The organism is Micromonospora rubida, from assembly GCF_009908295.1.
GTDB classification, from domain to species: Bacteria; Actinomycetota; Actinomycetes; order Mycobacteriales; family Micromonosporaceae; genus Micromonospora; species Micromonospora rubida.
Window position 1 is genome coordinate 125664 of the sequence record NZ_JAAALO010000006.1, and the last position, 23078, is coordinate 148741.

A 23078-nucleotide genomic window follows, 5' to 3' on the forward strand; every position below is an offset into this window, starting at 1 on the left:
GGGGGCTCCAACTGTGCGGCCAAACGATGCGGCCGGGAGCATGACTCCCGGCCGCATCGTATGGATATCCCTTGGCGGGACCGGAGTACCGGTCAGGCCTTCGGGATCTCGATGTCGGGAACGACCTTGCCCGCGTTGACCTTGAACGCCCAGACCACCACCTGGGCCGGGTCCAGCTCGCCGGAGGCCTCGAACTTGTAGGTCACACCGGTGGCGGTGCCGGCCTTGTTGTAGGCCTTCACGAAGGCGAGGAGGTCGGCGCGGGTGGTCTTGCCGGCCTTGATGCCCTCAAGGTAGATCTTCGCGATGTCGTACGACACGTCGGCATAGGTGCCCGGCTCGGCGTTCTCGAAGGCCGCCTTGTAGTCGGTCACGAAGGTGCCCTTGGCCGCGGTGGCCGGGGCGCAGGGGCAGGTCAGGATGGTGCCCTCGGCGACCGCCTGGCCGGCGACCTTGATGAAGAGGGCGTCGTTGACGCCGTCACCGGCGACCATGGTGCCCTTCCAGCCGGCGCCCTTGAGCTGCTTGAGCAGCAGGCCCGCCTCGGTGTAGTACCCACCGAAGAAGAGGGCGGTCGCGCCACTGCCGACGATCTTGGTGACGACCGCGGAGAAGTTGGTCTGCTTGACCTGGACCTTGTCCTCGCCGGTGACCGAGCCGAGGACCTTCTTGACCTCGGCCACCAGGCCCGTGCCGTACGCCGACTGGTCGTCCACGACGTAGACCTTCTCGGCCTTCAGCACGTTCTTGATGTAGCGACCGGCAGCCGGGCCCTGCGAGGTGTCGTTGCCGACGCCCCGGTGGAAGACCTTCCAGCCCTTGGTGGTCAGAGTCGGGTTGGTCGCCGACGGGGTGATGGCCGGCAGACCGGCCGCGTCGAAGATCGGGCCGCCCACCTCGGACTCGCCGGAGAACGCCGGGCCGACGAGGCCGACGACCTTGGCGTCGCCCACCGCCTGCTGCGCCAGCGGCGGGGCCTTGGCCGGGTCGCCCTGCGAGTCGTACTGCTCGAGGTTGACCTTGCAGTCCGCGTTGTCCTTGTTGTACTGGTCGATCGCCAGCTTGGTGCCGTTGCGCATGTGGATACCAAGACCCGCGGCGTCGCCGGTGAGCGGGCCGAAGAAGCCGATCTTGAGGCCACAGGCGGCGGAGTTGCCGCCCTCCTCGGTGCCACTGTCGGCCTTACACGCGGCCGCGCTACTGAAAACGAGCGCGCTGATGGCCACGCCACCCAGCACCCGTGCGAGCTTCTGCCTCACGGCTCGTACCCCTCCTCCGTCCGAAGGCCCGAATCACCCGCCGCAATGTGGAAATTGGCTCTTGCTGGAGGGGATCGAACCGACCGCGTACCCGGTCTGGGGCGGGACGTTATCCCACCGGCAGGGCACGCCGTAAGACCTAGGAAGCGGGGTTGACCTAACCGTTACGTTGAGTGGCCAGATTCACCGAAGTGCTGTAACACACACCCACGACAAAGGGCGAAAGCGGACATCCGACACTGTCCGGAAACAAACCGCAGGCACGCTCACCCGGGCCCGCCCGGCATTCGCGCCGACCAGACCCCGGCGCCCCCCGCTCCATCCACCAGCAGCAGCACCCGGTCCCCCGCCCCGGCCACCGCGACCGACCGGTCCGCCCCCACCGGCAACGGGGCCGGCGCCAGCACCGGCGACCAGCCGCCACCATCCGTCGAGAACCAGGCCGCCCCGCCCGCCCCGGACAGGACCACCGCGACCAACCCGCCGTCCACCGCGGCCAGGCCCGCCACCTGCGCCGACGCGCCCCCGGCCCGCTCCAGCACCCCGCCCGGCCGCCACCCGGCCCGGGCCGCTCCCGCCGCACCGGGCCCCTCGATCCAGGCCCCCACGCCGTCACCGCGTCTGCCCACCGCGACCAGCCGCTCCCCCGCCCGGACCACCCGCTGGAGATCACCCGGCGCGCCCGCGCCCGACAGCGGCTCCCGCCGCCAGCCCAGGCCGTCCGGCGACGTCCACACCGCCGGGTCACCGTCCAGCCGCCCCGGCGCCCGCGACGAACCCACCAGCACCCAACCCGACGCTCCGGCGGCCACGTCCGCCGCCCAGGTCCGCCCCGCCGCGTCCGACGCGAGCGGTGGCACGCCGCTGACCAGCCGGAACTCCCCCGCGTCCACTGAGGACCAGGCCGCCGCACCGGTGCCCCGGTTACCGGCGATCACCCAGCCCTGCGGGCCGCCCGCGATCCGCCCCACGTTCACCGCGTCCGGGCCGCCGAACACCTCGAACTCCGCCGGCACCTCCACCACCGAGCCGTCGGCGAGCTGCCGCCACGTGCTCACCCGGGGATTGCCGTGCACCCCGCCGCTCTTCGCGCCCACCGCCGCCAGCCGGCCGTCCCGGCAGCCCACCGCCCTCAGCACGTTCTCCGCGCCGTACCCGCTGCGCGCCGACAGCCGCAGCGGGGTCCACGCCGCCGCGTCCGGGCTGGACCACGCCGCCGGCCGGGTCACGCCCGCCGCGTCCGCGACCGCGCCCACCACGAACCAGCGCCCACCACAGGCCGCCGCGTCACGCAGCAGCAGCCGCCCCGGAGCGCCCGGCGGCGTCGGCAGGGTCACCGCCCGCCAGTCGGGGCGCAGCGGGGCCGGCTCCGGCGCGGGACGCGGCGCCGACCAGCACCCGGCCAACAGCACCGCACACGCGGCCACCACGCCGGGCATCGCCCGCAGACGCCGAGAAGGCATGGACGCGATCGTATCGACCAACCGCACCACCGGGGACCCCCCACCCGCGCCGCGCCCCTCCCTCCCCGCGCCCCTCCCTCCCCGCGCACTTTCACGGAATGAGTGGCCATTCCGCGCGGGATGGCCACTCATTCCGTGAAAGTGCGACTCGGGGTTGGGGGGTGGGGGTGGGGGTCAGGGGGTGGGTTGGGGCGGGGCGCCGTCGGCGGTCTCGGCGAGGATCCGCTCGGCGACCTCCTTCATGGTCAGCCGGTGGTCCATCGCCGTGCGCTGGATCCACTTGAACGCCTGCGGCTCCGTCATCCCGTACGTGGTCATCAACGCGCCCTTGGCGCGCTCCACGGTCTTGCGGATCTCCAGCCGGTCGGTCAGGCCGGCGACCTCGGCCTCCAGCGCGGCGACCTCCGAGTACCGGGACAGCGCGATCTCCACCGCCGGCACCAGGTCGCTCTTCTGGAACGGCTTCACCAGGTACGCCATCGCGCCGGCCGCCCGGGCCCGCTCCACCAGGTCACGCTGACTGAACGCGGTCAGGATGATCACCGGGGCGATCCGGGCGCCGGCGATCCGCTCGGCGGCGGCCAACCCGTCCATGATCGGCATTTTGATGTCGAGGATGACCAGGTCGGGCTTCAACTCCTCGGCGAGCCGGACGGCCGTCTCGCCGTCGCCGGCCTCGCCGACGACGTCGTAGCCCTCCTCGACCAGCATCTCGGCCAGGTCCAGCCGGATGAGCGCCTCGTCCTCGGCGATCAACACCCGCCTGCGCTCAGCATCCGTCTGCGTCTCGGCCACGAGCCACTCCCACCAGTCTGTGCCCGACACCGCCGTGCCGGGTGTCGCCGTCCCTAGCGTAGTGGGTAGGCTGTCGGGGCCGAACCGTGGAAGCCCCTGTACTCCAATCGGAAGAGAGACGGAGCTCAAACCTCCGACAGTGTGGGTTCGAGTCCCACCGGGGGCACAGAAGTTGTCATACAGGCGTTCGAAGATGGGTGGGTGCATCCACCCGACGTGCGGGCCCGGGCCCGCGAACTTCGCGCGAAGGGCCACAACATGCGGTCGGTGGCCCGCTCCCTCTCGCTGCCCTACATGACCGTGTGGCACTGGTGCGTCGACCGCCCCGAACGGGCCGTCGTCGGCACGGCGAAGCGCTGCTTCCGCTGCTCACCCGAGGTCAACCAGCTGACGGACCCGACGTCCTACGCCTATCTGCTCGGCCTGTACCTGGGCGACGGGCACCTGGTCACGTCCGCGAAGGCGCCAGTTCTCCGGATCGCCTGCACCACCGTCTATCCCGGTCTGATCGACTCGTGCGAGCAGGCGATGCTCGCCGTGCTCGCCGCGAAGGTGCAGAGGATCCCCAAGCGTGGCTGTGTCTCGGTGGAGAGCAGCGGTGCCCACTGGCCCTGCCTGCTTCCGCAGCACGGGCCGGGAAAGAAGCACGAGCGGCCCATCGTCCTCGCCGACTGGCAGCGCGAGGTCGTCACCGCCCACCCCGGCGACTTCGTTCGCGGCCTCTTCCACTCCGACGGCTGCCGGTTCGCCAACCGGGTGACCGCGCACGGCCGGGCCTACGTCTATCCCCGCTACATGTTCACGAACGAGTCCGCCGACATCATGGGGCTCTGCCAGTGGGCGCTGTGCCTGCTCGGCGTCGCCTTTCGGATGAACCGCCGCAACTCACTGTCGGTGGCCCGGCGCGAGGCGGTCGCCGCGCTGGACCGGCACGTCGGCCCGAAGTCCTGAACGGGCGGGCTCGCCGGTCAGCCGGAACGTGGCACCCGCCGGTCAGGCGAGCGCGGCGAGCGCCTGCTCCAGGTCCGCCCGCAGGTCCTCCGGGTCCTCCAGGCCGACGGAGATCCGCAGCAGGCCGCCGACCGGCTTGGCGTCGCCTTCGACCGGCCGGTGGGTGAGCGAGGCGGGGTGCTGGATCAGGGTGTCCACGCCGCCGAGGGAGACGGCGTGGGTGATCAGCCGGCAGGCCCCGGCGACGGCCGCCGCGGCGGGCGCGCCGCCGAATACCTCGAAGGCGAGCAGGCTGCCGGTGCCGGCCATCTGCCGGCCGACGAGCCCGGCGGGGTCGTCGACGCCGGGGTGGTGCACGCGGGCGACGGCGGGGTGGCGGGCGAGCCAGCCGGCGAGCTTCTCGGCACCGGCGGACTGGGCGCGGACCCGCACGGGCAGCGTCTGGAGGCCGCGGTGCAGCAGGTACGCGCCGAGGGGGTGCAGGATCGCGCCGGTGAGGGCGCGGACCTGGCGCAGCCGGGCGGCCCACTGGTCGTCGCAGGCGACGATCCCGGCGAGGACGTCGCCGTGGCCGCCGATGCTCTTGGTGGCGCTGTGCAGGACGAGCGCGGCGCCGTGCCGGGCGGGTTGCTGGAGGACGGGGGTGGCGACGGTGTTGTCGACGAGCAGGGGCACGTCGCCCGCGGCGGTGGCGAGGGCGGCGATGTCGACGAGGTCGAGCGTGGGGTTGGCGGGGGTCTCGACGATGACGAGGGCGGTGTCGGGGCGGATGGCGGCGGCGACGCCGTCGGGGTGGGCCCAGGTGACCTCGGTGCCGAGCAGGCCGGTGGCGAGGACGTGGTCGGTGCCGCCGTAGAGGGGCCGGACGGCGACGATGTGGCGCTTCCCGTCCCGGGTGGCGGCGAGGAGGGTGGCGGTGAGGGCGGCCATGCCGCTGGCGAAGGCGACGGCGGCGGCGGTGCCTTCGAGCTCGGCGAGGGCGGTCTCGAAGCGGGCCACCGTGGGGTTCCAGAGGCGCTGGTAGACGGCGCTGCCGCCGGGCGGGAGGGTGCCCCCGGTGGCGAGGAGCTCGTACGCGTCACCGCCGTCGGTGACCGACGGCAGGGGGTTCGTGGTGGACAGGTCGATGGGTGGGACGTGGACGCCGAGGGCGGCCAGGTCGGCGCGGCCGGCGTGCACTGCTCGGGTGTCCACGGTCGTCATGCGGGAAGGGTCGAACATCAGGGCGGCAATCGGCAATAGAATCGCAGAAGATTCTGTTTGTCGGTCTTTGACAACGCGATGATTCGGAGCAGGATAGGTGAATGCCCCTCGCACCGAATGATGTGCGGCCCTTCGCCGCCCTGGACGACGTCGACCGCGCGATCCTTTCCGAGCTGGCCGCGGACGGCCGGCTGCCGAACAACGCCCTGGCGGACCGGGTGGGGGTGGCGCCGTCGACCTGCCTGACCCGGACCCGGTCGCTGCGGGAGTGCGGCGCGATCCGGGGGTTCCACGCCGAGGTTGACCCGGCGGCGGTGGGGCTGCCGTTGCAGGCGCTGGTGTCGGTGCGGCTGACGGCGCACGAGCGGGCGGCGGTGGACGCGTTCCGGGCCCGGTCGGTGCGGCTGCCCGGGGTGGTGTCGGTGTTCCACGTGGCGGGCGCGGAGGACTACGTGCTGCACGTGCGGGCGGCCTCGGGGGACGCGTTGCGGGACTTCGTGCTGGATCATCTCGCGGTGGACCCGGCGGTGCAGCACACCCAGACCAGCCTGATCTTCGAGCAGGCGCGCGGGATGGGTTGAGCACACGTACCCGGCGAGGGGAACAATTCCGGCACGGGGCGGGTTGGACGATCGCGTGATCAACGTACCGATGTCTGTTCTTGATCTTGCCCCGGTCGCGGCCGGCGCCACCGCCGGCGCGGCCCTGCGGCACACCACCGAGCTGGCCCGGCGCACGGAGGAACTGGGCTACCGCCGGTTCTGGGTGGCCGAGCACCACAACATGCCGGCGATCGCGAGTTCCGCGCCGGCGGTGCTGCTCGCGCACCTGGCGGCGAACACCTCGACGATCCGACTGGGCTCGGGCGGGGTGATGCTGCCCAACCACGCCCCGCTGGTGGTGGCCGAGCAGTTCGGCACCCTGGAGGCGCTGCACCCGGGCCGGATCGACCTGGGGATCGGCCGGGCCCCCGGGACCGACCAGGTCACCGCGCTGGCGTTGCGCCGGACGATGGAGGGGCTGTCGGCCGAGGGGTTCCCCCGGGAGCTGGCGGACCTGATGAACTACTTCTCCGGGGAGCGGCCGGGGCCGATCACGGCCACGCCGGGGCGGGGCCTGCAACCCGCGATCTGGCTGCTGGGGTCCAGCGGGTTCAGCGCGCAGCTCGCCGGGCTGCTGGGGCTGCCGTTCTCGTTCGCGCACCACTTCAGCGCGCAGAACACGGTGCCGGCGCTGGCGCTGTACCGGCAGCACTTCCGGCCGTCGCGGTTCCTGGACAAGCCGTACGCGATGGTGGCGGTGAACGCGGTCTGCGCGGACACCGACGAGCGGGCCGAGTGGCTGGCGGGACCGAGCGCGCTGTCGTTCCTGAGGCTGCGCTCGGGGCGGCCGGAGCCCCTCGCCACGCCGGACGAGGCGGCGGCGTACCCGTACACGGAGGCGGAGCGGGAGTTCGCGCTCGCCCGGCGGGAGGGGCAGGCGCTCGGGTCGCCGGAGACGGTACGCCGGCAGCTCACCGAACTGCTGGCGCGCACCGGCGCGGACGAGCTGATGCTGACCACGCTGGTGTACGACGTCGCCGACCGGGTGCGCTCGTACGAGCTGATCGCGGACGAGGTGGTGGGCGGGCTGCGCCGGGACGGGTGAACCTGTGGGAAACGCCCGAAACACGGTCTTCATAACAGCGTCACCCCCGCGACGCGGACTCCGCGTAACTTTGGTTCCGGTGGTGGTACGGCACTCCCCGGTCGGGACGGGTCGGGGGTGCCGCGGTGTGGTGCACCGGGCCGGAGCTGTGCGGATTCCGCGGCTGCGGCCCGGTGCCTGCCACCCTGCTGCCGATGAGCGCTCAGCGCAGGTAGATGTTCGGCACGGGCGGGGTTCCCATGCCGTCCCCGATGAAGAATCCCGGGTGCGGCGGCTGGTTGTAGGCCGTGTTCTGCCAGGCGATGGCGGCCCGGTACTGCGGGTCGTGCATCAGCGTGTGGATCCGGGTGCCGGTCGGGGTCGGGGTGCTGTAGATGCGCAGGGCGGTGCTGTCGCTGGTGCGCCAGACGACCTCCTCGCGCCAGTCGCCGAGGAGGTCGCCGGAGAGCGCCGGGGTCGACTTGGTGCCGTTGTTGGACGCGACGCCGCTGCCGGTGAGCAGCCGGGTCTCGCCGCCGGTGCCATACTTTTCGATCTTCGTGCCGTCGAGCAGCTCGCGCACCGGGTCGCCGTCCCACCAGGCGAGGAAGTTCGCCGAGGACGGCTTGCGGCCGACGTTCTGCCCCCGGGTGTTGGCGAGGCCGTCGACGGCGGAGGACCAGGACTCGGCGCCGGGGCTGCCGGCCCAGATGTCGGCGGAGACGCCCCGGCCGTTGTCGCCGGAGGCGGTGGTCGACCAGATGATCTGCCCGGTGCGGGCGTCGGCGAACCAGGAGCTGGGCTTGCTGGCGTCCTCGTCGACCTTGAAGACCTCCAGGCCCGCGCGGGCCGGGTCGAGGTCGCCGACGTGCAGGGCGTCGCCGTGGCCGTTGCCGGTGGAGTAGAGCAGTCGGCCGTTGTCGTCGATGGTGGCGGCGCCGTAGACGATCTCCTGTCGGCCGTCGGCGTCGACGTCGGCGACCGAGAGTTGGTGGTTGCCCTGGCCGGCTGCGGCGGAGTTGCCGGAGGTGTTGGAGTCGAACGTCCACCGCCTGGTGAGGGTGCCGTTGCGGAAGTCCCAGGCGGCGATGACGGCGCGGGTGTAGTAGCCCCGGGCCATGATCAGTGAGGGGCGCTGGCCGTCGAGGTACGCGGTGCCGGCGAGGAACCGGTCGACCCGGTTGCCGTAGCTGTCGCCCCAGGAGGAGACGGTGCCGCGCGGCGGGTCGTAGTCGACGGTGGACAGGATCGCGCCGGTCTGGCCGTTGAACACGGTCAGGTACTCGGGGCCGGACAGGACGTACCCGCTGGAGTTGCGGTGGTCCGCCGAGGAGGAGCCGACGAGCTGGCCGGTGCCGGAGCGGGTGCCGTCGGCGGTCTTCATCGCCACCTCGGCGCGGCCGTCGCCGTCGTAGTCGTACACCTGGAACTGGGTGTAGTGGGCGCCGGCCCGGATGTTGCGCCCGAGGTCGATCCGCCACAGCCGGGTGCCGGTGAGGGTGTACGCGTCGACGAAGACGTTGCCGGTGTAGCCGGACTGGGAGTTGTCCTTGGCGTTGGACGGGTCCCACTTGAGCACGATCTCGTACCGGCCGTCGCCGTCGAGGTCGCCGACGCTGGCGTCGTTGGCGGCGTAGGTGTACGCCTCCCCGGTCGGGGTGGTGCCCCCGGCCGGCGGCTGGATCGGCACGTCGAGGTAGCCGCCCGCGAACTGGAGCGCGGGGGCGGACGCCGCCTGCTCGACGCCGTTCACCACGGCCCGCACCGTGTACGCCGATCCGGCTGCGGCCCCGCTGTCGAGGTGGTTGGTGGCACCGGCGATCGGGCTGCCGTTGACCCTGGTGGAGCCCCGGTAGAGGTTGAACGACACCCCGGAGGTCTCGGTGCCGAGCAGCCGCCAGGAGACGAGGTTCCCGCTGCCGGAACGGACGCTGATCAGGCCCCGGTCAAGGTCCTCCACCTGCTTTGCCCCGGCGGGCGGGGTCGTCGGGGGCGGGGTGGTGGGCGGGGGTGGGGTGGTGGTCGGGGGTGGGGTGGTGGGGGTGGTGCCGCCGGCGCAGGCCGTGCCGTTGAGCGCGAAGCTCGCCGGAACGGGGTTGCTGGCGTCGTTCCACGAGGCGTTGAAGCCGAAGTTCGCGGTGCCGCCGGTGCCGATGACGGCGTTGTAGCCGGCGTCGCGGGCGGTGACCTGGGCGCCGGACTGGGTGACGGTGGCGTTCCACGCCTGGGAGACCTGCTGGCCGGCGGTGTAGGACCAGGTGAGGGTCCACCCGTTGACCGGGTCGCCGAGGTTGGTGACGGTGACGTCGGCGCCGAAGCCGCCGCCCCACTGGTTGGTGATCTTGTAGTCGACGCGGCAGCCGGCGGCGGACGAGGCTGCCACGGCGCCGAGGGTGCCGGCGGTCAGGGTGGTGGCGGTGAGTGCGGTGGCCGCCGCCGCGGCGGCGAGCAGGGCGGCGCGGCGACGGGATCTGCTGGGGTGCACGGGCGTGCCTCCGGGGAGGTCGGACGCGCGGCGACGCAATGCCCGTCGGCCTGCCCTGGGCCGGCGGTGGCGGTGCGCCGCGCTGGGGCGGTGGGGGACGAATTGACGTCCGTAGTTCGACTCCGCGCTGCACGAATGCTAGGACAACGCTTTCCGGCAGGCAACAGCCGCGCCGACCGCGCCCGTCGGAAGCACCCCCGGACGGGACCTTGCCCTCGGCGGCTGGATTTGATCAACTCGGCGGGTGGCTGAGCACATGGACCCCGAGGAGTTCCGCCGGGCCGGGCACGCGGCGGTGGACTGGATCGCCGACTACTGGGCGACGCTCGGGCAGCTCCCGGTCACCTCGCACGCCCCGCCGGGGACGCTGGCAGCCGCGCTGCCGGCCGGCCCGACCACGCACGGCGAGCCGGTCGAGGCCCTGCTCGCCGACCTGGACGACCTGGTCACCCCGCACCTGACCCACTGGCAGCACCCGAGCTTCTTCGGCTACTTTCCGGCGAACACCTCCGGCCCGAGTGTGCTGGGCGACCTGATCAGCTCCGGGCTCGGCGTGCAGGGCATGCTGTGGGCGACCAGCCCGGCCTGCACCGAGCTGGAGACGGTGGTGCTGGACTGGCTGGCCGGGCTGCTCGACCTGCCGCAGCGGTTCCGCTCCACCGGCAGCGGCGGCGGTGTGATCCAGGACTCCGCCTCCTCGGCCGCCCTGGTGGCCACCCTCGCCGCGCTGCACCGGGCTGGCGGAGGCCGGTGGCGGGCCGTCGGGATCGACCGCCGCTACCGCGCCTACACCTCCAGCCAGGGCCACTCGTCCATCGAGAAGGCGGCCCGGATCGCCGGGCTGGGCCTCGACGGGGTACGGGTGGTCGACGTCGACCCGGAAACCCTGGCCATGCGCCCGGACGCGCTGCGCGAGGCGATCCGGGCGGACCTGGCGGCCGGCGACGTGCCCGCGATCGTGGTGGCCACGATCGGCACGACCTCCACCACCGCCATCGACCCACTGCCGGAGATCGGCGCGATCTGCGCGGAGCTCGGCGTCTGGCTGCACGTCGACGCCGCGTACGCCGGGGCGGCGGCGGTCTGCCCGGAGCTGCGCTGGTCGCACGTCGGCCTGGAGTACGCGGACTCGTACTGCTTCGACCCGCACAAGTGGCTGCTCACCGGCTTCGACTGCGACGCGTTCTGGGTGGCCGACCGGAGTGAGCTGATCGAGGCGCTGACGGTGCTGCCGGAATACCTGCACAACGCGGCGACCGAGACCGGCGCGGTGCTCGACTACCGGGACTGGCAGGTGCCGCTGGGGCGTCGGTTCCGCGCCCTGAAGCTGTGGTTCGTGCTGCGCTGGTACGGGGTGGAGGGTCTGCGGGCGCACATCCGCTCCGGGGTGGCCCTCGCCGATCGGTTCGCCGACCAGGTCCGCGCCGACGACCGGTTCGCGCTCGCCGCGCCGCACCCGTTCTCGCTGGTCTGCTTCCGGCTCACCGCCGGCGACGGGGCCAGCGCCGAGCTGCTGTCCCGGGTCAACGCCACGGGCCGGGTGTTCCTCACCCACACCCGGGTCGCCGGCCGCTACACGCTTCGCCTGGCGGTCGGCTCGCCACTCACCACGCAGGCGCACGTGGACGAGGCATGGGAGCTGCTGTCCACCATCGCGGGGGCGGTGCTGGAGGAGCCCGGAGCTGGCGGCTGAAGATCCGCGACAGCCTGACGGCACGCGCGGGGGCGATACGCCTTCCGGCCCCTACGGAGCTGCCCGCAACGCCCTGAGCCCTGAACCCCGTCAGCCCTCGGCGGTGGCAGCCACCGGGACGGGCCGCGACGCGGCGTCGTCCGCCAGCGGGGCAGCCGAGGCAACGGCGGCTGCCTCGACCGTGGCGCGGGCGTGGCGGACGCGGCGCAACGCGCGGACGGCCAGCACGATCGCTACGAGCCAACCGGCGGCGAGGAGCCCGTAGACCAGCCACTGGGCCCCGCCGGGGAGGCCGCCGACGCGGATCAGGGTGCGGGCGTTGGTCAGCACGATCACGCCGCCGATGGTGGCGCCGAGGAGTTGGGCGGGGACGATCCGGACCAGCCAGGCGGCGATCGGGGCGGCGATCAGGCCGCCGATCAGCAGGGCGGCGACGGTCGGCAGCAGGAAACCCTCGGTGCCGAGGCCGATCAGGAAGCCGGCGCTGGCCGCACCCGCCACCACGAACTCGGCGGTGTCGACCGAGCCGATGACCTTGCGGGGCTCCATCCGGCCGGAGACCAGCAGCGCCGGGGTGGCGACCGGACCCCATCCCCCGCCGCCGGTCGCGTCGACGAAGCCGGCGACCAGGCCGAGCGGGCCGAGGAACCGGTTGCGCAGCCCACCGGCGGCGCGGTTGGCGCGCAGCGGCCGGGAGAAGCGCACCAGCAGGTACGCGCCGAGGGTGAACAGGATCGCGGCCATCCACGGCGCGGCTGCCTCGGTGGAGATGGCGCTGAGGAAGCTGGCGCCGGCGAACGCGCCGAGCGCGCCGGGGACGGCGATGCGGGCGACCACCCGCCAGTCGACGTTGCCGAACCGCCAGTGGGCCACCCCGGCGGCGAGCGTGGTGCCGATCTCTGCCAGGTGCACCGAGGCCGACGCGGCGGCCGGGGCGACCCCGGCGACGAGCAGCAGGGTGGACGAGGTCAGCCCGTAGGCCATGCCGAGCGAGCCGTCGATCAGTTGCGCGACGAGCCCGACCAGGGCGAGGACCAGCAGCTTGCGCACGAGCGCCCCTTACTTTTCGGCATCTCCTATCGACTTGGTCGACAATGCGGCACGGGCCGACCCGGGTCAAGTCCCCGATCGGTTGATGGGACGCGCCGGACGGCCGCACCCGTGGCGCGGCCAGCGATCCGTGGCGGGTGGCGGGTGGCGGGTAACGAGTGGCGGGTGGCGGGTGGCGCCGGTCAGCTCCAGGCGCGCGGGTCGGCGGCCAGCTCGTTGACCCGCGCGGGAAGGTTGCCGCTGGCCACGTCCGCGACGGTGACCAGTTCGAGGATCTCCCGCTCGCTCGCCCGCAGGGCGATCCACACGTCCTGCAACGCCCGGGCGGCGCCGAGGTAGCCGAGCTGCTCCGGGCGCTGCCCCCGGACGTGCGCCAGCGGCCCGTCGATCACCCGGATCACCTCCGCCAGGGAGATGTCGGCGGCCGGCCGGGCCAGCCAGTACCCGCCCTCGGGGCCGCGCTGGGCGTGGACGATCCCGCCGCGGCGCAGTTGCAGCAGGATGCTCTCCAGGAACTTCGGCGGGATCTCCTGCGTCTTGGCGATCTGCTCGGCGGTCACCGGGCGGGCCCGGCCGGCGCCGGCACCGTCGGCGACCGCCGCGAGTTCGGCGGCCGCGCGGAGGGCGTAGTCGACCCGAGCGGAGAGACGCATGTCGGCCAGGCTAGTCGGCGATCCGACCGGCCAGGCTGCCACCCCTGGCCGAACGGTCGAACCGCCATCGTCCGCCCGCCCGGCCGGGCAGCTCCCGTCGGTGGCGCGGTCGTGGCACCATACCGGTGTCGTCGCGCGACGGGGATCCGACGACGTATCAGCGCGCAGAGCGGAAGACAGCCAGGCCGATAGGGGCAGCGACAGCGATGCCGGAAATGACACCGCTGGGTCCGCGGGATCCGGACCGGGCGGGCCCCTACGAGCTGCTCGGCCGCCTCGGCGCGGGCGGCCAGGGCGTGGTCTACCTGGGCCGCGAACAGCAGGCCGGGTTCGTCGCCGTCAAGATGATCAACCTTGACCTGCACCACAACCCGCGCGCCAAGGCCCAGTTCGCCAAGGAGATCGCCGCCGCCCGGCGGGTGGCGCCGTTCTGCACCGCGCAGATCCTCTTCGCGGACGTGGACAGCGACCCGCCGTACGTGGTGAGCGAGTACATCGAGGGCCCGACCCTGCAACGACACGTCCGCGAGTACGGCCCGGTCACCGGCAACGCCCTGCACCGGCTGGCCGTGGGCACCGCCACCGCGCTCGCCGCGATCCACCAGTCCGACGTGGTGCACTGCGACCTCAAGCCGGACAACGTCGTCCTCGGCGCGGACGGCGCCCGGGTCATCGACTTCGGCATCGCCCGGGCACTCGACGTCACCGAGACGATGACCAGCAGGATCATGGGCACCGCGCCGTACATGGCCCCGGAACGGTTTCGCGACGACGAGGTCGGCCCGGCCAGCGACGTGTTCGCCTGGGCGGCGACCATCGCGTTCGCCGCGGCGGGCCGGCCGCCGTTCGGCACCGGGACGGTCGTGGCGGTGATGAACCGGGTGCTGCACGACCCGCCGGACCTGGCCGGCCTCTCCGGCCCGCTGAGCGAGCTGGTCGGGCAGTGCCTGGACAAGGACCATCGGGCCCGGCCGCCGGCCGAACAGGTCCTGCTGCGCCTGCTGGGGCACACCCCGCACGCCGGTGCGCCGGTGCCGATCCAGACGGCGCTACGGGCGGGCACCGACGCGGCGGCCACCCAACTGGTTCCCCGCCAGCCGACCGCATACCAGCCGACGACGCACGAGCCGACGGGACAGCCGCCGACGGCGTACCAGGCGACCGGACAGCCGCCGACTGCGTACCAGCCGGCCTCGTACCAGGCGACGGCGCCCTCGCCGACCACGTACCGGCCGGCGGCACAGGGGCCGGCACGGGACACGTGGTCGCGGCGGCTGCGCCGGCAGTACGCCGACGCCTGGGGGATCTCGGCCGCCATCTTCCTGGGCGCGGCCGGCGGGGCCGCCGGGTACGTGGCGACCACCGCCGCGACCACCGCCGCCGCCGTGGGGGCGATGACCTTCGTCGTGGTCTACGGTGTCCGTCTACTCGTCGCCACAGCGCTGCCCGGTGCCGCCGCACCGGCCGCCCCCGCACCGGACGGGTCAGGGGCGGCGCCCACGCCCGACCGGGGCGGCCCCACGGCCCACCCCGGCGCCTGAACCCGCGAACCCCTGGAGGATCCGATGGCCACCGGTCAGACTTCCACCCGGCCATGGTTGCCGTTGACGGTGGCCGTCGTCGCCGGGCTCGCGGTCATCACCGCGGCGTACGTGATCGTCCGACCGGGCGCGGACCGCTCCTCGTGCGTGGCGCTGGAGGTGAACTCGTCGACGGAGAAGGACGAGTTGCTCGGCCAGCTCGCCGCGAAGTACAACGACAGCGACCGGCGCTTCGGCGAGCGCTGCGCCCAGGTGACCGTGCACGGGCTCAACTCGGGCAAGGCGATGGAGGCGCTGGCGGGCGGCTGGGCCAGACAGCAGCCCGCGATCCCGGCACCGCAGGTGTGGCTGCCGACGTCGTCGCTGTGGACCGGTCGGCTGCGGCTGCTTGACGAGAAGGCCGGCCGGCCCGCGCAGACCCCCGACCAGTACCCGTCGATCGCGAACAGCCCGCTGGTCATCGCCATGCCCAAGGAGAAGGGCGAGCTGGTGCAGCAGCGCGGGCCCCTCGGCTGGGCGGACGTCCTCGGGCTGTCCGGGGATCAGGGCTGGGCGGCCTTCGGTCGGCCCGAGTGGGGCCGGTTCACCTTCGGCAAGGACAACCCCAACCTGTCCACCTCGGGGCTGGCGGCCACCATCGCGACCTACTACGCGGCGGTGCAGCGCTCCAGCGACCTGACCGAGCCCGACCTGGTGCAGCCGCAGGTGACCCGGTTCGTCCGCGAGATCGAGGCGAACGTCTCGCACTACAGCGACGACTCGGTGGACCTGCTGCGTGACCTCGCCGAGGCGGACCTGGGCGCGGGCGGCGACGCGCGGACACGGGACATGAGCGCGATCGTGGTGCAGGAGGAACTGGTCTACCAGTACAACCAGGGGCAGCTCAGCCCCACGCCGGGCAAGAAGCCGCGGGTCCCGCTGGTGGCGGTGCACCCGAAGGAGGGCACCTTCAACCTCGACCATCCGTACGTGGTGCTGCCCTCGGCCGACGAGGCACAGCGCGCGGCGGCGCACGACTTCCTGCTCTTCCTCCAGGGCGGTCCGCAGCAGCGCAGCTTCGCCGAGCTCGGCTTCCGCGACCACGAAGGCCGGCCCTCGGACGAGTTGGTCGCCGCCGTGCGGGGCGGGCCCGCCGGGAACCTGAACTACTTCGATCCGCCGGAGCCGGAGGTGGTGGACGCGATCCTGCGCGGGTGGACCACGCTGCGCAAGAAGGCGAACATCCTGTTCGCCGTGGATGTCTCCGGCTCGATGACCAAGAAGGTCGGCGGCCTGTCCCGGCTCCAGGTCGCCACCGGCGCCGCCGGAAAGGCGGTGGGCCTGCTCAACTCGGCCGACCAGGTCGCCCTCTGGTCGTTCTCCTCGGAGACGTCGCAGCGCCCGAAGCCGCACCGCGAGGAGCTTCGGCTCTCGCCGTTCAACGAGGCCGGCTTCACCAGAAAACTCGGCGGCCTGAAGGCCGACGGCGGCACCGCGCTGTACACGACGGTCCGCGCGGCGCACCGCCAGCTCCTCGCGAGTTACGACCCGGACCGGATCAACGCGGTGGTGGTCCTCACCGACGGCAAGAACGAGTACCAGAAGGACAGCGACCTCGCCCGGCTGCTGAAGGACATCGCGCTGGACCCGAGGCGGCCGGTGAAGGTCTTCTGCGTCGCCTTCGACCAGGATTCCGACTTCGTCACCCTCGACAAGATCGCCAAGGCCAGCGCCGGCAAGGCGTTCGACGCCAGAGACCCGGCGACGATCGACGAGGCATTCGTGAAGCTGGTCAGCAGCTTCTGATCAGTCGCCGACCCGGCGCAGCAGGCCCTCCTGCACGGCGCTGGCGACGTGCCGGCCGTCGATGGTGAGGAACCGGCCGGTGGCCAGCCCGCGCGCGCCGGACGCGGACGGGCTCCAGCAGTCGTACAGGAACCACTCGTCGGCCCGGAACGGCCGGTGGAACCACAGGGCGTGGTCGAGGCTGGCGCCGATCACGCCGCCGGGCCCCCACACCTCGCCGTGCACCGACAGGACCGAGTCCAGCAGGGTCAGGTCGGAGGCGTACGTCACGGCGCAGGCGTGCAGCAGCGGGTCGTCGGGCAGCTTGCCGTCGAAGCGCATCCAGACCCGCTGGTGCGGGTCGGCGGGCCGGTCGCCGGGGCGGACCCAGCCGGGCTCGCCGACGTAGCGCACGTCGATGGGGCGCGGGATCTGCCCCCAGATGCCCAGCCGTTCCGGGTAGCGGGACAGCCGGTCGGTCATCGTGGGCACGTCGTCCGGCGCGGGCACGTCCAGCGGGGCGGGGGCCTGGTGGTCCAGGCCCGCCGCGGTCCGCTGGAACGACGCCGACATGAAGAAGATCGGCCGGTCGTGCTGGAGCGCCACCGAGCGGCGCACGGAGAACGACCGGCCGTCGCGGACGTTCTCCACCTGGTACTCGATGGGCTCGGACGGGTCTCCGGGCCGGACGAAGTAGCCGTGCAGCGAGTGCACGAACCGCTCCGGGTCGACGGTGCGGCCGGCGGCGACCAGGGCCTGGCCGGCGACCTGGCCGCCGTACACCCGCTGCGGACCGACCTGAGGGCTCACCCCCCGGAAGGTCATCTCGTCGATCTGCTCCAGGTCGAGGACCATGAGGAGCTGGTCGACGGCAGCCTGGCCGACGGCGGCCGGGTCGGTCACTGCAACGCCCGCGCTGACGCCGCATCGACCAGCGAGCCGAGCTGGTGCACCCGCAGGGTGTTGGTGGAGCCGGGGGTGCCGGGCGGGCTGCCGGCGACGATCACCACGTAGTCGCCGGGGTTCGCCTGGTTGAGCCCGAGCAGCGCCTGGTCGACCTGGCGGAACATCTCGTCGGTGTGCTCGACGAACGGCATCAGGAAGGTCTCCACGCCCCAGCAGAGCGCGAGCTGGCTGCGCACCTCGGGCACCGGGGTGAAGGCCAGCAGCGGCAGGTCGCAGTGCAGCCGGCTGAGCCGCTTGACGGTGTCGCCGGTCTGCGAGAAGGCCACCAGGGCCTTCGCGCCGATGGCCCGGGCGATCGAGGACGCGGCGACGGTGAGCGCCCCGCCGTGGGTGCGCGGGTCGTGCTGGAGCCGGGGCACCGGGATCGAGCCGGCCTCGGTGGTGGTGATGATCTTGGCCATGGTGCTGACCGTGAGCACCGGGTACTTGCCGACGCTGGTCTCGCCGGACAGCATCACCGCGTCGGCGCCGTCGAGGACCGCGTTCGCCACGTCGGAGGCCTCGGCGCGGGTCGGCCGCGAGCTCTCGATCATCGAGTCGAGCATCTGGGTGGCCACGATGACCGGCTTGGCGTTCTCCCGGCAGAGCTGCACGGCGCGCTTCTGCACCAGGGGGACCTGGTCCAGCGGCATCTCGACGCCGAGGTCGCCGCGGGCGACCATGACGCCGTCGAAGGCCAGCACGATCGCCTCGAGGTGGTCGACCGCCTCGGGCTTCTCGACCTTGGCCAGCACCGGCCGGTACACGCCCTCCTCGGCCATGATGTTGTGCACGAGCTTGATGTCCTCCGCCGAGCGGACGAAGGAGAGCGCGATCATGTCGACGCCCAGCCCGAGGGCGAAGCGCAGGTCCTCGGCGTCCTTGTCGGACAGGGCCGGGACGCTGACGGCCACGTTGGGCAGCGAGACGCCCTTGTTGTTCGAAACCGGGCCACCCTCGGTGACCAGGCAGCGGATGTCGTTGTCCACCACGTCGCTGACCTCGACGGCCACCCGGCCGTCGTCGATCAGCAACCGGTCGCCGGCCTTCACCTCCTGCGGGAGCTTGCGGTAGGTGCAGGAGACCCGCTCCTTCGTGCCGAGGATCTCGTCCCCGGTGATCACCACGGAGTCACCGGTGCGCCACTCGTGCGGGCCGTCGGCGAACCGGCCGAGCCGGATCTTCGGGCCCTGGAGGTCGGCGAGCAGGGCCACCGGCCGGCCAGCGGCCTCGGATGCCTCGCGGACGAGTCGGTAGACCGCCTCGTGGTCCGCGTGGCTGCCGTGGCTGAAGTTGAGTCTCGCCACGTTCATGCCCGCCTCGACGAGCCCCCGGATGCGCTCCGGGGACGAGGTGGCGGGGCCAAGAGTGCAGACGATCTTCGCGCGGCGTGTCACGCCCATCAGGCTAGTCTCTCCTCCGGGTCGGTCTACGGGCCGACCCCTTTCGGAATGCGGAACAGTTCTGCGACGACGCGCCACACCCGCGCACCCGGCGGGCGGAACCACACCCGGAGCAATCGTCCGGAATCGTCGTGTCGGCGGGCATCGGCGACCGCGCGCCGGGAATCGTACCGCCCGGCGTCACCTCCCTCGGGCGCGCTCCCCACCACGGGGCGACGGTATCAGCGGACGGGCTGCGACCGCCGTCACGATGCCGACACCCCGTCGGGCGGTCAGCTCTCCGTTTTGGCCAGCGGAAACTCCACCGCGCCGGCCGGGCAGAGGAACGTCATCACGTCCACCCGGTAGAGCCCGGCCTGCACCGCCGGGTCGGCCTCCATGACGCCGCGCACGTCGTCCACGGAGCCGGTGCGGGCCAGCCCGAAGCCGATCGGCGGGTCGGGCTCGCGGGCGGGGCCGTCGATCGAGCCGGCGACCAGCACGATGCCCCGCCGTTGCAGCGCCCGCATGTGCTCGGTGTGCTCGGCCTGCAACCGCTGGACCGTCTCGTCGGGCAGGGCCCGCCCGGAGGGACCCGGGTAGAGCACGATGCACTCGTAGGTGTCGAGCGCGAAGTCGACCTGCGGCATCCCCGTCATGGCGCTCCTCCCCCCGGCCCGGCGTCACACGGGCGGGCCGGCGGCGGGACCGCCCGGCGCGATCCGCCACGTGGGGTTACCCGCCGGACGCGCGGGGCAACCCTCTCTTTCCCCTCGGTGATCGAGCAACTACCTTCTGAGTGGTTCTCGTATCCGTCGAAGCAGGGGGACCACGTGCAGGAGTACGACTACGTCGTGGTGGGCGCGGGGGCCGCCGGGTGCGTGCTGGCGAACCGACTCAGCGAGGACCCGACGACCCGGGTGCTGCTCGTCGAGGCGGGCGGCTGGGACCGCAGCCCCTTCGTGCGGATGCCGAAGGGGTTCAGCAAGCTGATGGACGACCGGCACACCGCCTGGCACTACCCGGCCGAGGCGGCGCCCGCGCGGCGCGAGGTGTGGCAGCGCGGCCGGCTGGTCGGCGGGTCCAGCTCGATCAACGGCATGGTGTACGGCCGGGGCGACCGGGTCGACTGGGACGGGCTGGAGCGGCTGGGCAACCCGGGCTGGGGCTGGGACACCCTGCTGCCGATCTTCAAGCGGCTGGAGGACCACCCGCTGGGCGCCTCCGAGGTGCGCGGCGCGGGCGGGCCGCTGCGGCTGTCCTCGGCGACCGACACCGACGAGCTGTGCGAGGCGACGATCGCCGCCGGGGAGGCGCTGGGCTGGCGGCGGGTGGACGACCTGAACGCCGAGGACGGCGAGCGGATCGGCTACGTCACCGCGACGATCCGCGACGGACGCCGGGTCAGCGCCGCCGACGCGTTCCTGCACCCGGTCCGGGACCGGCCCAACCTGACCGTGGCCGTGGAGACGGAGGTGCTGCGGGTCCTCGTCCACGCCGGCCGGGCCATCGGGGTGCGGGCCCGCCGCGGGGGACGGACGGTCGACTACGCCGCCTCGGCCGAGGTGATCCTCGCCGCCGGGGCGATCGCCAGCCCGCAGCTGTTGCAGGTCTCCGGGGTCGGGCCGGCGGACACGCTGCGCCGGGCCGGGGTGGCCGTGCTGCTGGACCGGCCCCGGGTGGGGCGCGGGCTGCGCGAGCACCGGTCGACGCCGGTGCAGTTCCGGCTGACCGGCAACGGCGGCTACAACCACATGCTGGGCAGCCTGGTCGGGCAGGGGCTGGCCGCGCTGCGGTACGCGCTGACCCGGCGCGGGCCGCTGAGCCTGCCCGTACAGGACATCGGGGCGCACTTCCGCTCCACCCCCGACGTCGATCATCCGGACGCGCAGTTGCTGGTCGCGCCCTTCTCGGCGGCCCCACGCCGCCCCGGTCACGCCCTGGAGCTGGAGACCGAGCCGGGAATGATGGGGCTGTGCACGGTCACCCGGCCGGACAGCGAGGGCAGCCTCGCCATCACCTCGGCCGACCCGTCGACCGCGCCCCGGATCGTCGCCAACTACCTCGCCACCCCGCACGACCGCCGGGTCGCCGTGAACGCCTTCCGGCGGATGCGGGAGCTGTTCGCGACCGACCCGGTCGCCGGGCACATCGCGGTGGAGACCGTGCCCGGCCCGGAGGTGCGCGACGACCGGGAGATCGTCGAGGCGACGCTGGCGCTGGGCTACTGCGGCTACCACGCGGTGGGCACCTGCGCGATGGGGCCGGGCGACGAGCACGTCGTCGACCCCGAGCTGCGGGTGCGCGGGATCGACGGGCTGCGGGTGGTGGACGCCTCCGTGCTGCCGGTGCTGGTGTCGGGCTACCTCAACGCCCCGGTGATGGCGCTGGCCTGGCGGGCGGCCGACCTGATCCTGGGCGCGGTGCCGCAGCCGACGGGCGTCGGACCGGCGTCGTAGCGTCCCTGGGCGTGGGGTGGCGACGGCTGCGGACGTAGACGACGTCGGGTTTGTCGTCGCCGGGTCGGCCCCGTCGGGCGAGCCCGGTCGATATTGGCGTGCGCGGCCGAGGTGCGGGCTGCCGGGTCGGGCCTCGGCGGGAGGCGGGAGGCGGGAGGCGGGAGGCAATCGTCCGGTCGCCACCCGACTGCCCGATGCACGGGAAGGCATGGCCCGAACTCGTTCTACCCTGAGGAGCATCGACCATGAGCGACCTGCCGCCCGTGTGGCTTCTCGACGTGGACGGCGTCATCAACGCCAACAGACCCGGCTGGGGCGGCCCACCCCTCAAAGGCCGCTGCTGGTCGAACGCCGACAACTACGAATACACGCTGCGGTGGGCGCCCTCGCTGATCACCCGCATCCGCGATCTTCACCGGGCCGGCGCCGTGGAGGTCCATTGGTGCAGCACCTGGTGCGCCGACGCCGCCGCACTGGAATACCTGTGGGCGTTTCCGCCCCTGGCCCGCGCCTTCACCGAGCCCTTGCGCGGTGAGGAGGCGTCCGCGGCGAAACTCGCCGCCGCCCGGAAGGTGCTCGCCGACGGCCGCCGGCTGATCTGGACCGACGACACCGAGGTTCCCCTGTACGGCGACGTCTACGACGAGCTGATGTCGACGGGGCGGGCCCTGCTGATCCGGCCGAAGATGTCCACCGGCTTGCAGCCTGAGCACATGGAGGTCATCGAGGCAGTCGCGCGGGGTGAGGCACTCTGAGCACTGACGTCGAGCGTCCGGTGCCCCCTTGCGGGATCACCCGGTGCCGCCGGACACACCCGCGATCGGCTTGCGGGCCGCGATCCGGGGAACTGCCACCGGTACGGCGTCGGGGTCCGGCGGCGACGGCACACAGGGATTGGGGTTCTCATGGGCAACGACGCCGGCAGGCAGCCCGCGAAGGCGTCCGGCACGTACCGGATCGGCGGTGACCTCCAGGTCGACCGGCTCGGCTACGGGGCGATGCAGCTCACCGGCCCGGGCGTCTGGGGCGACCCGAAGGACCCGGCCGAGGCGGTGCGGGTGCTGCGCCGGGCGTACGAGCTGGGCGTGACGTTCATCGACACCGCGGACTCGTACGGCCCGTTCGTCTCGGAAATGCTGATCAGGGAGGCGTTGCACCCGTACGCCGACGACCTGGTCATCGCGACCAAGGCCGGGCTGACCCGCGCCGGCCCGGACGACTGGCGGCCGGTGGGCCGGCCGGAGTATCTGCGCCAGCAGTGCGAGCTGAGCCTGCGCCACCTCGGCCTGGAATCCATCGGGCTGTACCAGCTGCACCGGATCGACGCCCAGGTGCCGCTGGCCGATCAGCTCGGCGAGCTGGCGCTGCTCAGGCAGGAGGGCAAGATCCGGCACATCGGGCTCTCCGAGGTGACCGTGGAGGAGATCGAGGCGGCCCGGGAGATCACCCCGATCGTGTCGGTGCAGAACCTCTACAACCTGGCCGACCGCAGCGCCGAGGGCGTCCTCGACCACTGCGAACGCCACGACCTGGCGTTCGTTCCGTGGTTCCCGATGGCCACCGGCAACCTGGCGAAACCGGGCGGCCCGCTGGACGCGATCTCCACCGGGCACGGGGCGACGCCCGCGCAGCTCGCGCTCGCCTGGCTGCTGCGCCGCTCGCCGGTCGTGCTGCCCATCCCGGGCACGTCGTCGGTGGCGCACCTGGAGGAGAACGTGGCCGCCGCCGAGGTGCGGCTCACCGACGACGAGTACGAGGCCCTGGCGAAGGCCGCCTGAGCCACCGGGCGCGACCGACCCGCCCCCGCCC

At 73.0% G+C, this 23078-nt stretch carries 19 protein-coding genes and 1 tRNA gene; 10 read left to right on the plus strand and 10 right to left on the minus strand.

The annotated features are described in order from the left end of the window. Positions 1 to 92: 92 nt before the first annotated feature. From GVV04_RS22420 to GVV04_RS22430, 3 genes are all read right to left on the minus strand, one after another. A complete protein-coding gene (locus tag GVV04_RS22420; protein ID WP_161690077.1) occupies positions 93 to 1259 on the minus strand; it encodes a branched-chain amino acid ABC transporter substrate-binding protein in 1167 nt (388 codons plus the stop codon). A 266-nt stretch (positions 1260 to 1525) separates the two neighbouring features. Continuing rightward, a complete protein-coding gene (locus GVV04_RS22425; RefSeq protein WP_161690078.1) occupies positions 1526 to 2722 on the minus strand; it encodes a hypothetical protein in 1197 nt (398 codons plus the stop codon). Between the two features lie 174 nt (positions 2723 to 2896). Next, positions 2897 to 3517, minus strand: a complete 621-nt coding sequence (locus GVV04_RS22430; protein WP_161690079.1) for an ANTAR domain-containing response regulator — start codon at positions 3515 to 3517, stop codon at positions 2897 to 2899. A 92-nt stretch (positions 3518 to 3609) separates the two neighbouring features. Between GVV04_RS22430 and GVV04_RS22435 the strand changes: the two genes are divergently transcribed. Then, positions 3610 to 3683 (plus strand) — tRNA-Leu (locus tag GVV04_RS22435). Positions 3684 to 3718: 35 nt separating this feature from the next. After that, entirely contained in the window at positions 3719 to 4468 is a 750-nt protein-coding gene (locus tag GVV04_RS22440) for a transcriptional regulator (protein ID WP_161690080.1), read from the plus strand. A 42-nt stretch (positions 4469 to 4510) separates the two neighbouring features. On the opposite strand, the gene GVV04_RS22445 is transcribed toward GVV04_RS22440, so the two are convergent. Beyond that, positions 4511 to 5689: a trans-sulfuration enzyme family protein gene (locus GVV04_RS22445; protein ID WP_161690081.1), complete on the minus strand. Its 1179-nt coding sequence runs from the start codon at positions 5687 to 5689 to the stop codon at positions 4511 to 4513. Between the two features lie 83 nt (positions 5690 to 5772). On the opposite strand from GVV04_RS22445, the gene GVV04_RS22450 reads away from it, so the two are divergent. Both GVV04_RS22450 and GVV04_RS22455 read left to right on the plus strand, forming a co-directional pair. Further along, complete coding sequence (locus GVV04_RS22450) at positions 5773 to 6252, plus strand: Lrp/AsnC family transcriptional regulator (protein WP_161690082.1); 480 nt, start codon at positions 5773 to 5775, stop codon at positions 6250 to 6252. A gap of 70 nt (positions 6253 to 6322) precedes the next feature. Then, positions 6323 to 7318: an LLM class flavin-dependent oxidoreductase gene (locus GVV04_RS22455; protein ID WP_201753944.1), complete on the plus strand. Its 996-nt coding sequence runs from the start codon at positions 6323 to 6325 to the stop codon at positions 7316 to 7318. Between the two features lie 202 nt (positions 7319 to 7520). Here GVV04_RS22455 and GVV04_RS22460 read toward each other — a convergent pair whose 3' ends face one another. Further along, complete coding sequence (locus tag GVV04_RS22460) at positions 7521 to 9782, minus strand: rhamnogalacturonan lyase family protein (protein WP_161690084.1); 2262 nt, start codon at positions 9780 to 9782, stop codon at positions 7521 to 7523. Between the two features lie 244 nt (positions 9783 to 10026). Here GVV04_RS22460 and GVV04_RS22465 point away from each other — a divergent pair, with 244 nt between their 5' ends. Beyond that, a complete protein-coding gene (locus GVV04_RS22465; RefSeq protein ID WP_328822519.1) occupies positions 10027 to 11475 on the plus strand; it encodes a pyridoxal-dependent decarboxylase in 1449 nt (482 codons plus the stop codon). Between the two features lie 90 nt (positions 11476 to 11565). Here the strand turns inward: GVV04_RS22465 and GVV04_RS22470 are convergent, their stop codons facing one another. Together GVV04_RS22470 and GVV04_RS22475 are read right to left on the minus strand one after the other, a co-directional pair. Continuing rightward, positions 11566 to 12525, minus strand: a complete 960-nt coding sequence (locus GVV04_RS22470; RefSeq protein WP_161690085.1) for a sulfite exporter TauE/SafE family protein — start codon at positions 12523 to 12525, stop codon at positions 11566 to 11568. A gap of 182 nt (positions 12526 to 12707) precedes the next feature. Further along, on the minus strand, positions 12708 to 13178 hold the full coding sequence (locus tag GVV04_RS22475) for an RrF2 family transcriptional regulator (protein WP_161690086.1): 471 nt from the start codon (positions 13176 to 13178) through the stop codon (positions 12708 to 12710). A gap of 215 nt (positions 13179 to 13393) precedes the next feature. Between GVV04_RS22475 and GVV04_RS22480 the strand changes: the two genes are divergently transcribed. Together GVV04_RS22480 and GVV04_RS22485 are read left to right on the plus strand one after the other, a co-directional pair. Continuing rightward, positions 13394 to 14719, plus strand: coding sequence for a serine/threonine-protein kinase (locus GVV04_RS22480; protein WP_161690087.1), 1326 nt, complete (start codon positions 13394 to 13396; stop codon positions 14717 to 14719). Between the two features lie 24 nt (positions 14720 to 14743). Beyond that, a complete protein-coding gene (locus GVV04_RS22485) occupies positions 14744 to 16504 on the plus strand; it encodes a vWA domain-containing protein (protein ID WP_161690088.1) in 1761 nt (586 codons plus the stop codon). On the opposite strand, the gene GVV04_RS22490 is transcribed toward GVV04_RS22485, so the two are convergent. The 3 genes from GVV04_RS22490 to GVV04_RS22500 form a co-directional block, all read right to left on the minus strand. Continuing rightward, the gene (locus tag GVV04_RS22490) at positions 16505 to 17338 is read right to left on the minus strand and encodes an acyl-CoA thioesterase (RefSeq protein WP_161690567.1); all 834 of its coding nucleotides are present in this window, start codon (positions 17336 to 17338) and stop codon (positions 16505 to 16507) included. A gap of 44 nt (positions 17339 to 17382) precedes the next feature. Then, positions 17383 to 18831, minus strand: a complete 1449-nt coding sequence (gene pyk / locus GVV04_RS22495) for a pyruvate kinase (RefSeq protein ID WP_161690090.1) — start codon at positions 18829 to 18831, stop codon at positions 17383 to 17385. Positions 18832 to 19103: 272 nt separating this feature from the next. Continuing rightward, complete coding sequence (locus GVV04_RS22500; protein WP_161690092.1) at positions 19104 to 19469, minus strand: YciI family protein; 366 nt, start codon at positions 19467 to 19469, stop codon at positions 19104 to 19106. Positions 19470 to 19643: 174 nt separating this feature from the next. On the opposite strand from GVV04_RS22500, the gene GVV04_RS22505 reads away from it, so the two are divergent. The 3 genes from GVV04_RS22505 (at position 19644) to GVV04_RS22515 (ending at position 23047) form a co-directional block, all read left to right on the plus strand. Beyond that, positions 19644 to 21269: a GMC family oxidoreductase gene (locus GVV04_RS22505; protein WP_161690094.1), complete on the plus strand. Its 1626-nt coding sequence runs from the start codon at positions 19644 to 19646 to the stop codon at positions 21267 to 21269. Positions 21270 to 21514: 245 nt separating this feature from the next. Next, positions 21515 to 22024, plus strand: coding sequence for a hypothetical protein (locus tag GVV04_RS22510; RefSeq protein WP_161690096.1), 510 nt, complete (start codon positions 21515 to 21517; stop codon positions 22022 to 22024). Between the two features lie 150 nt (positions 22025 to 22174). Further along, a complete protein-coding gene (locus GVV04_RS22515) occupies positions 22175 to 23047 on the plus strand; it encodes an aldo/keto reductase (protein ID WP_161690098.1) in 873 nt (290 codons plus the stop codon). Positions 23048 to 23078: the final 31 nt, after the last annotated feature.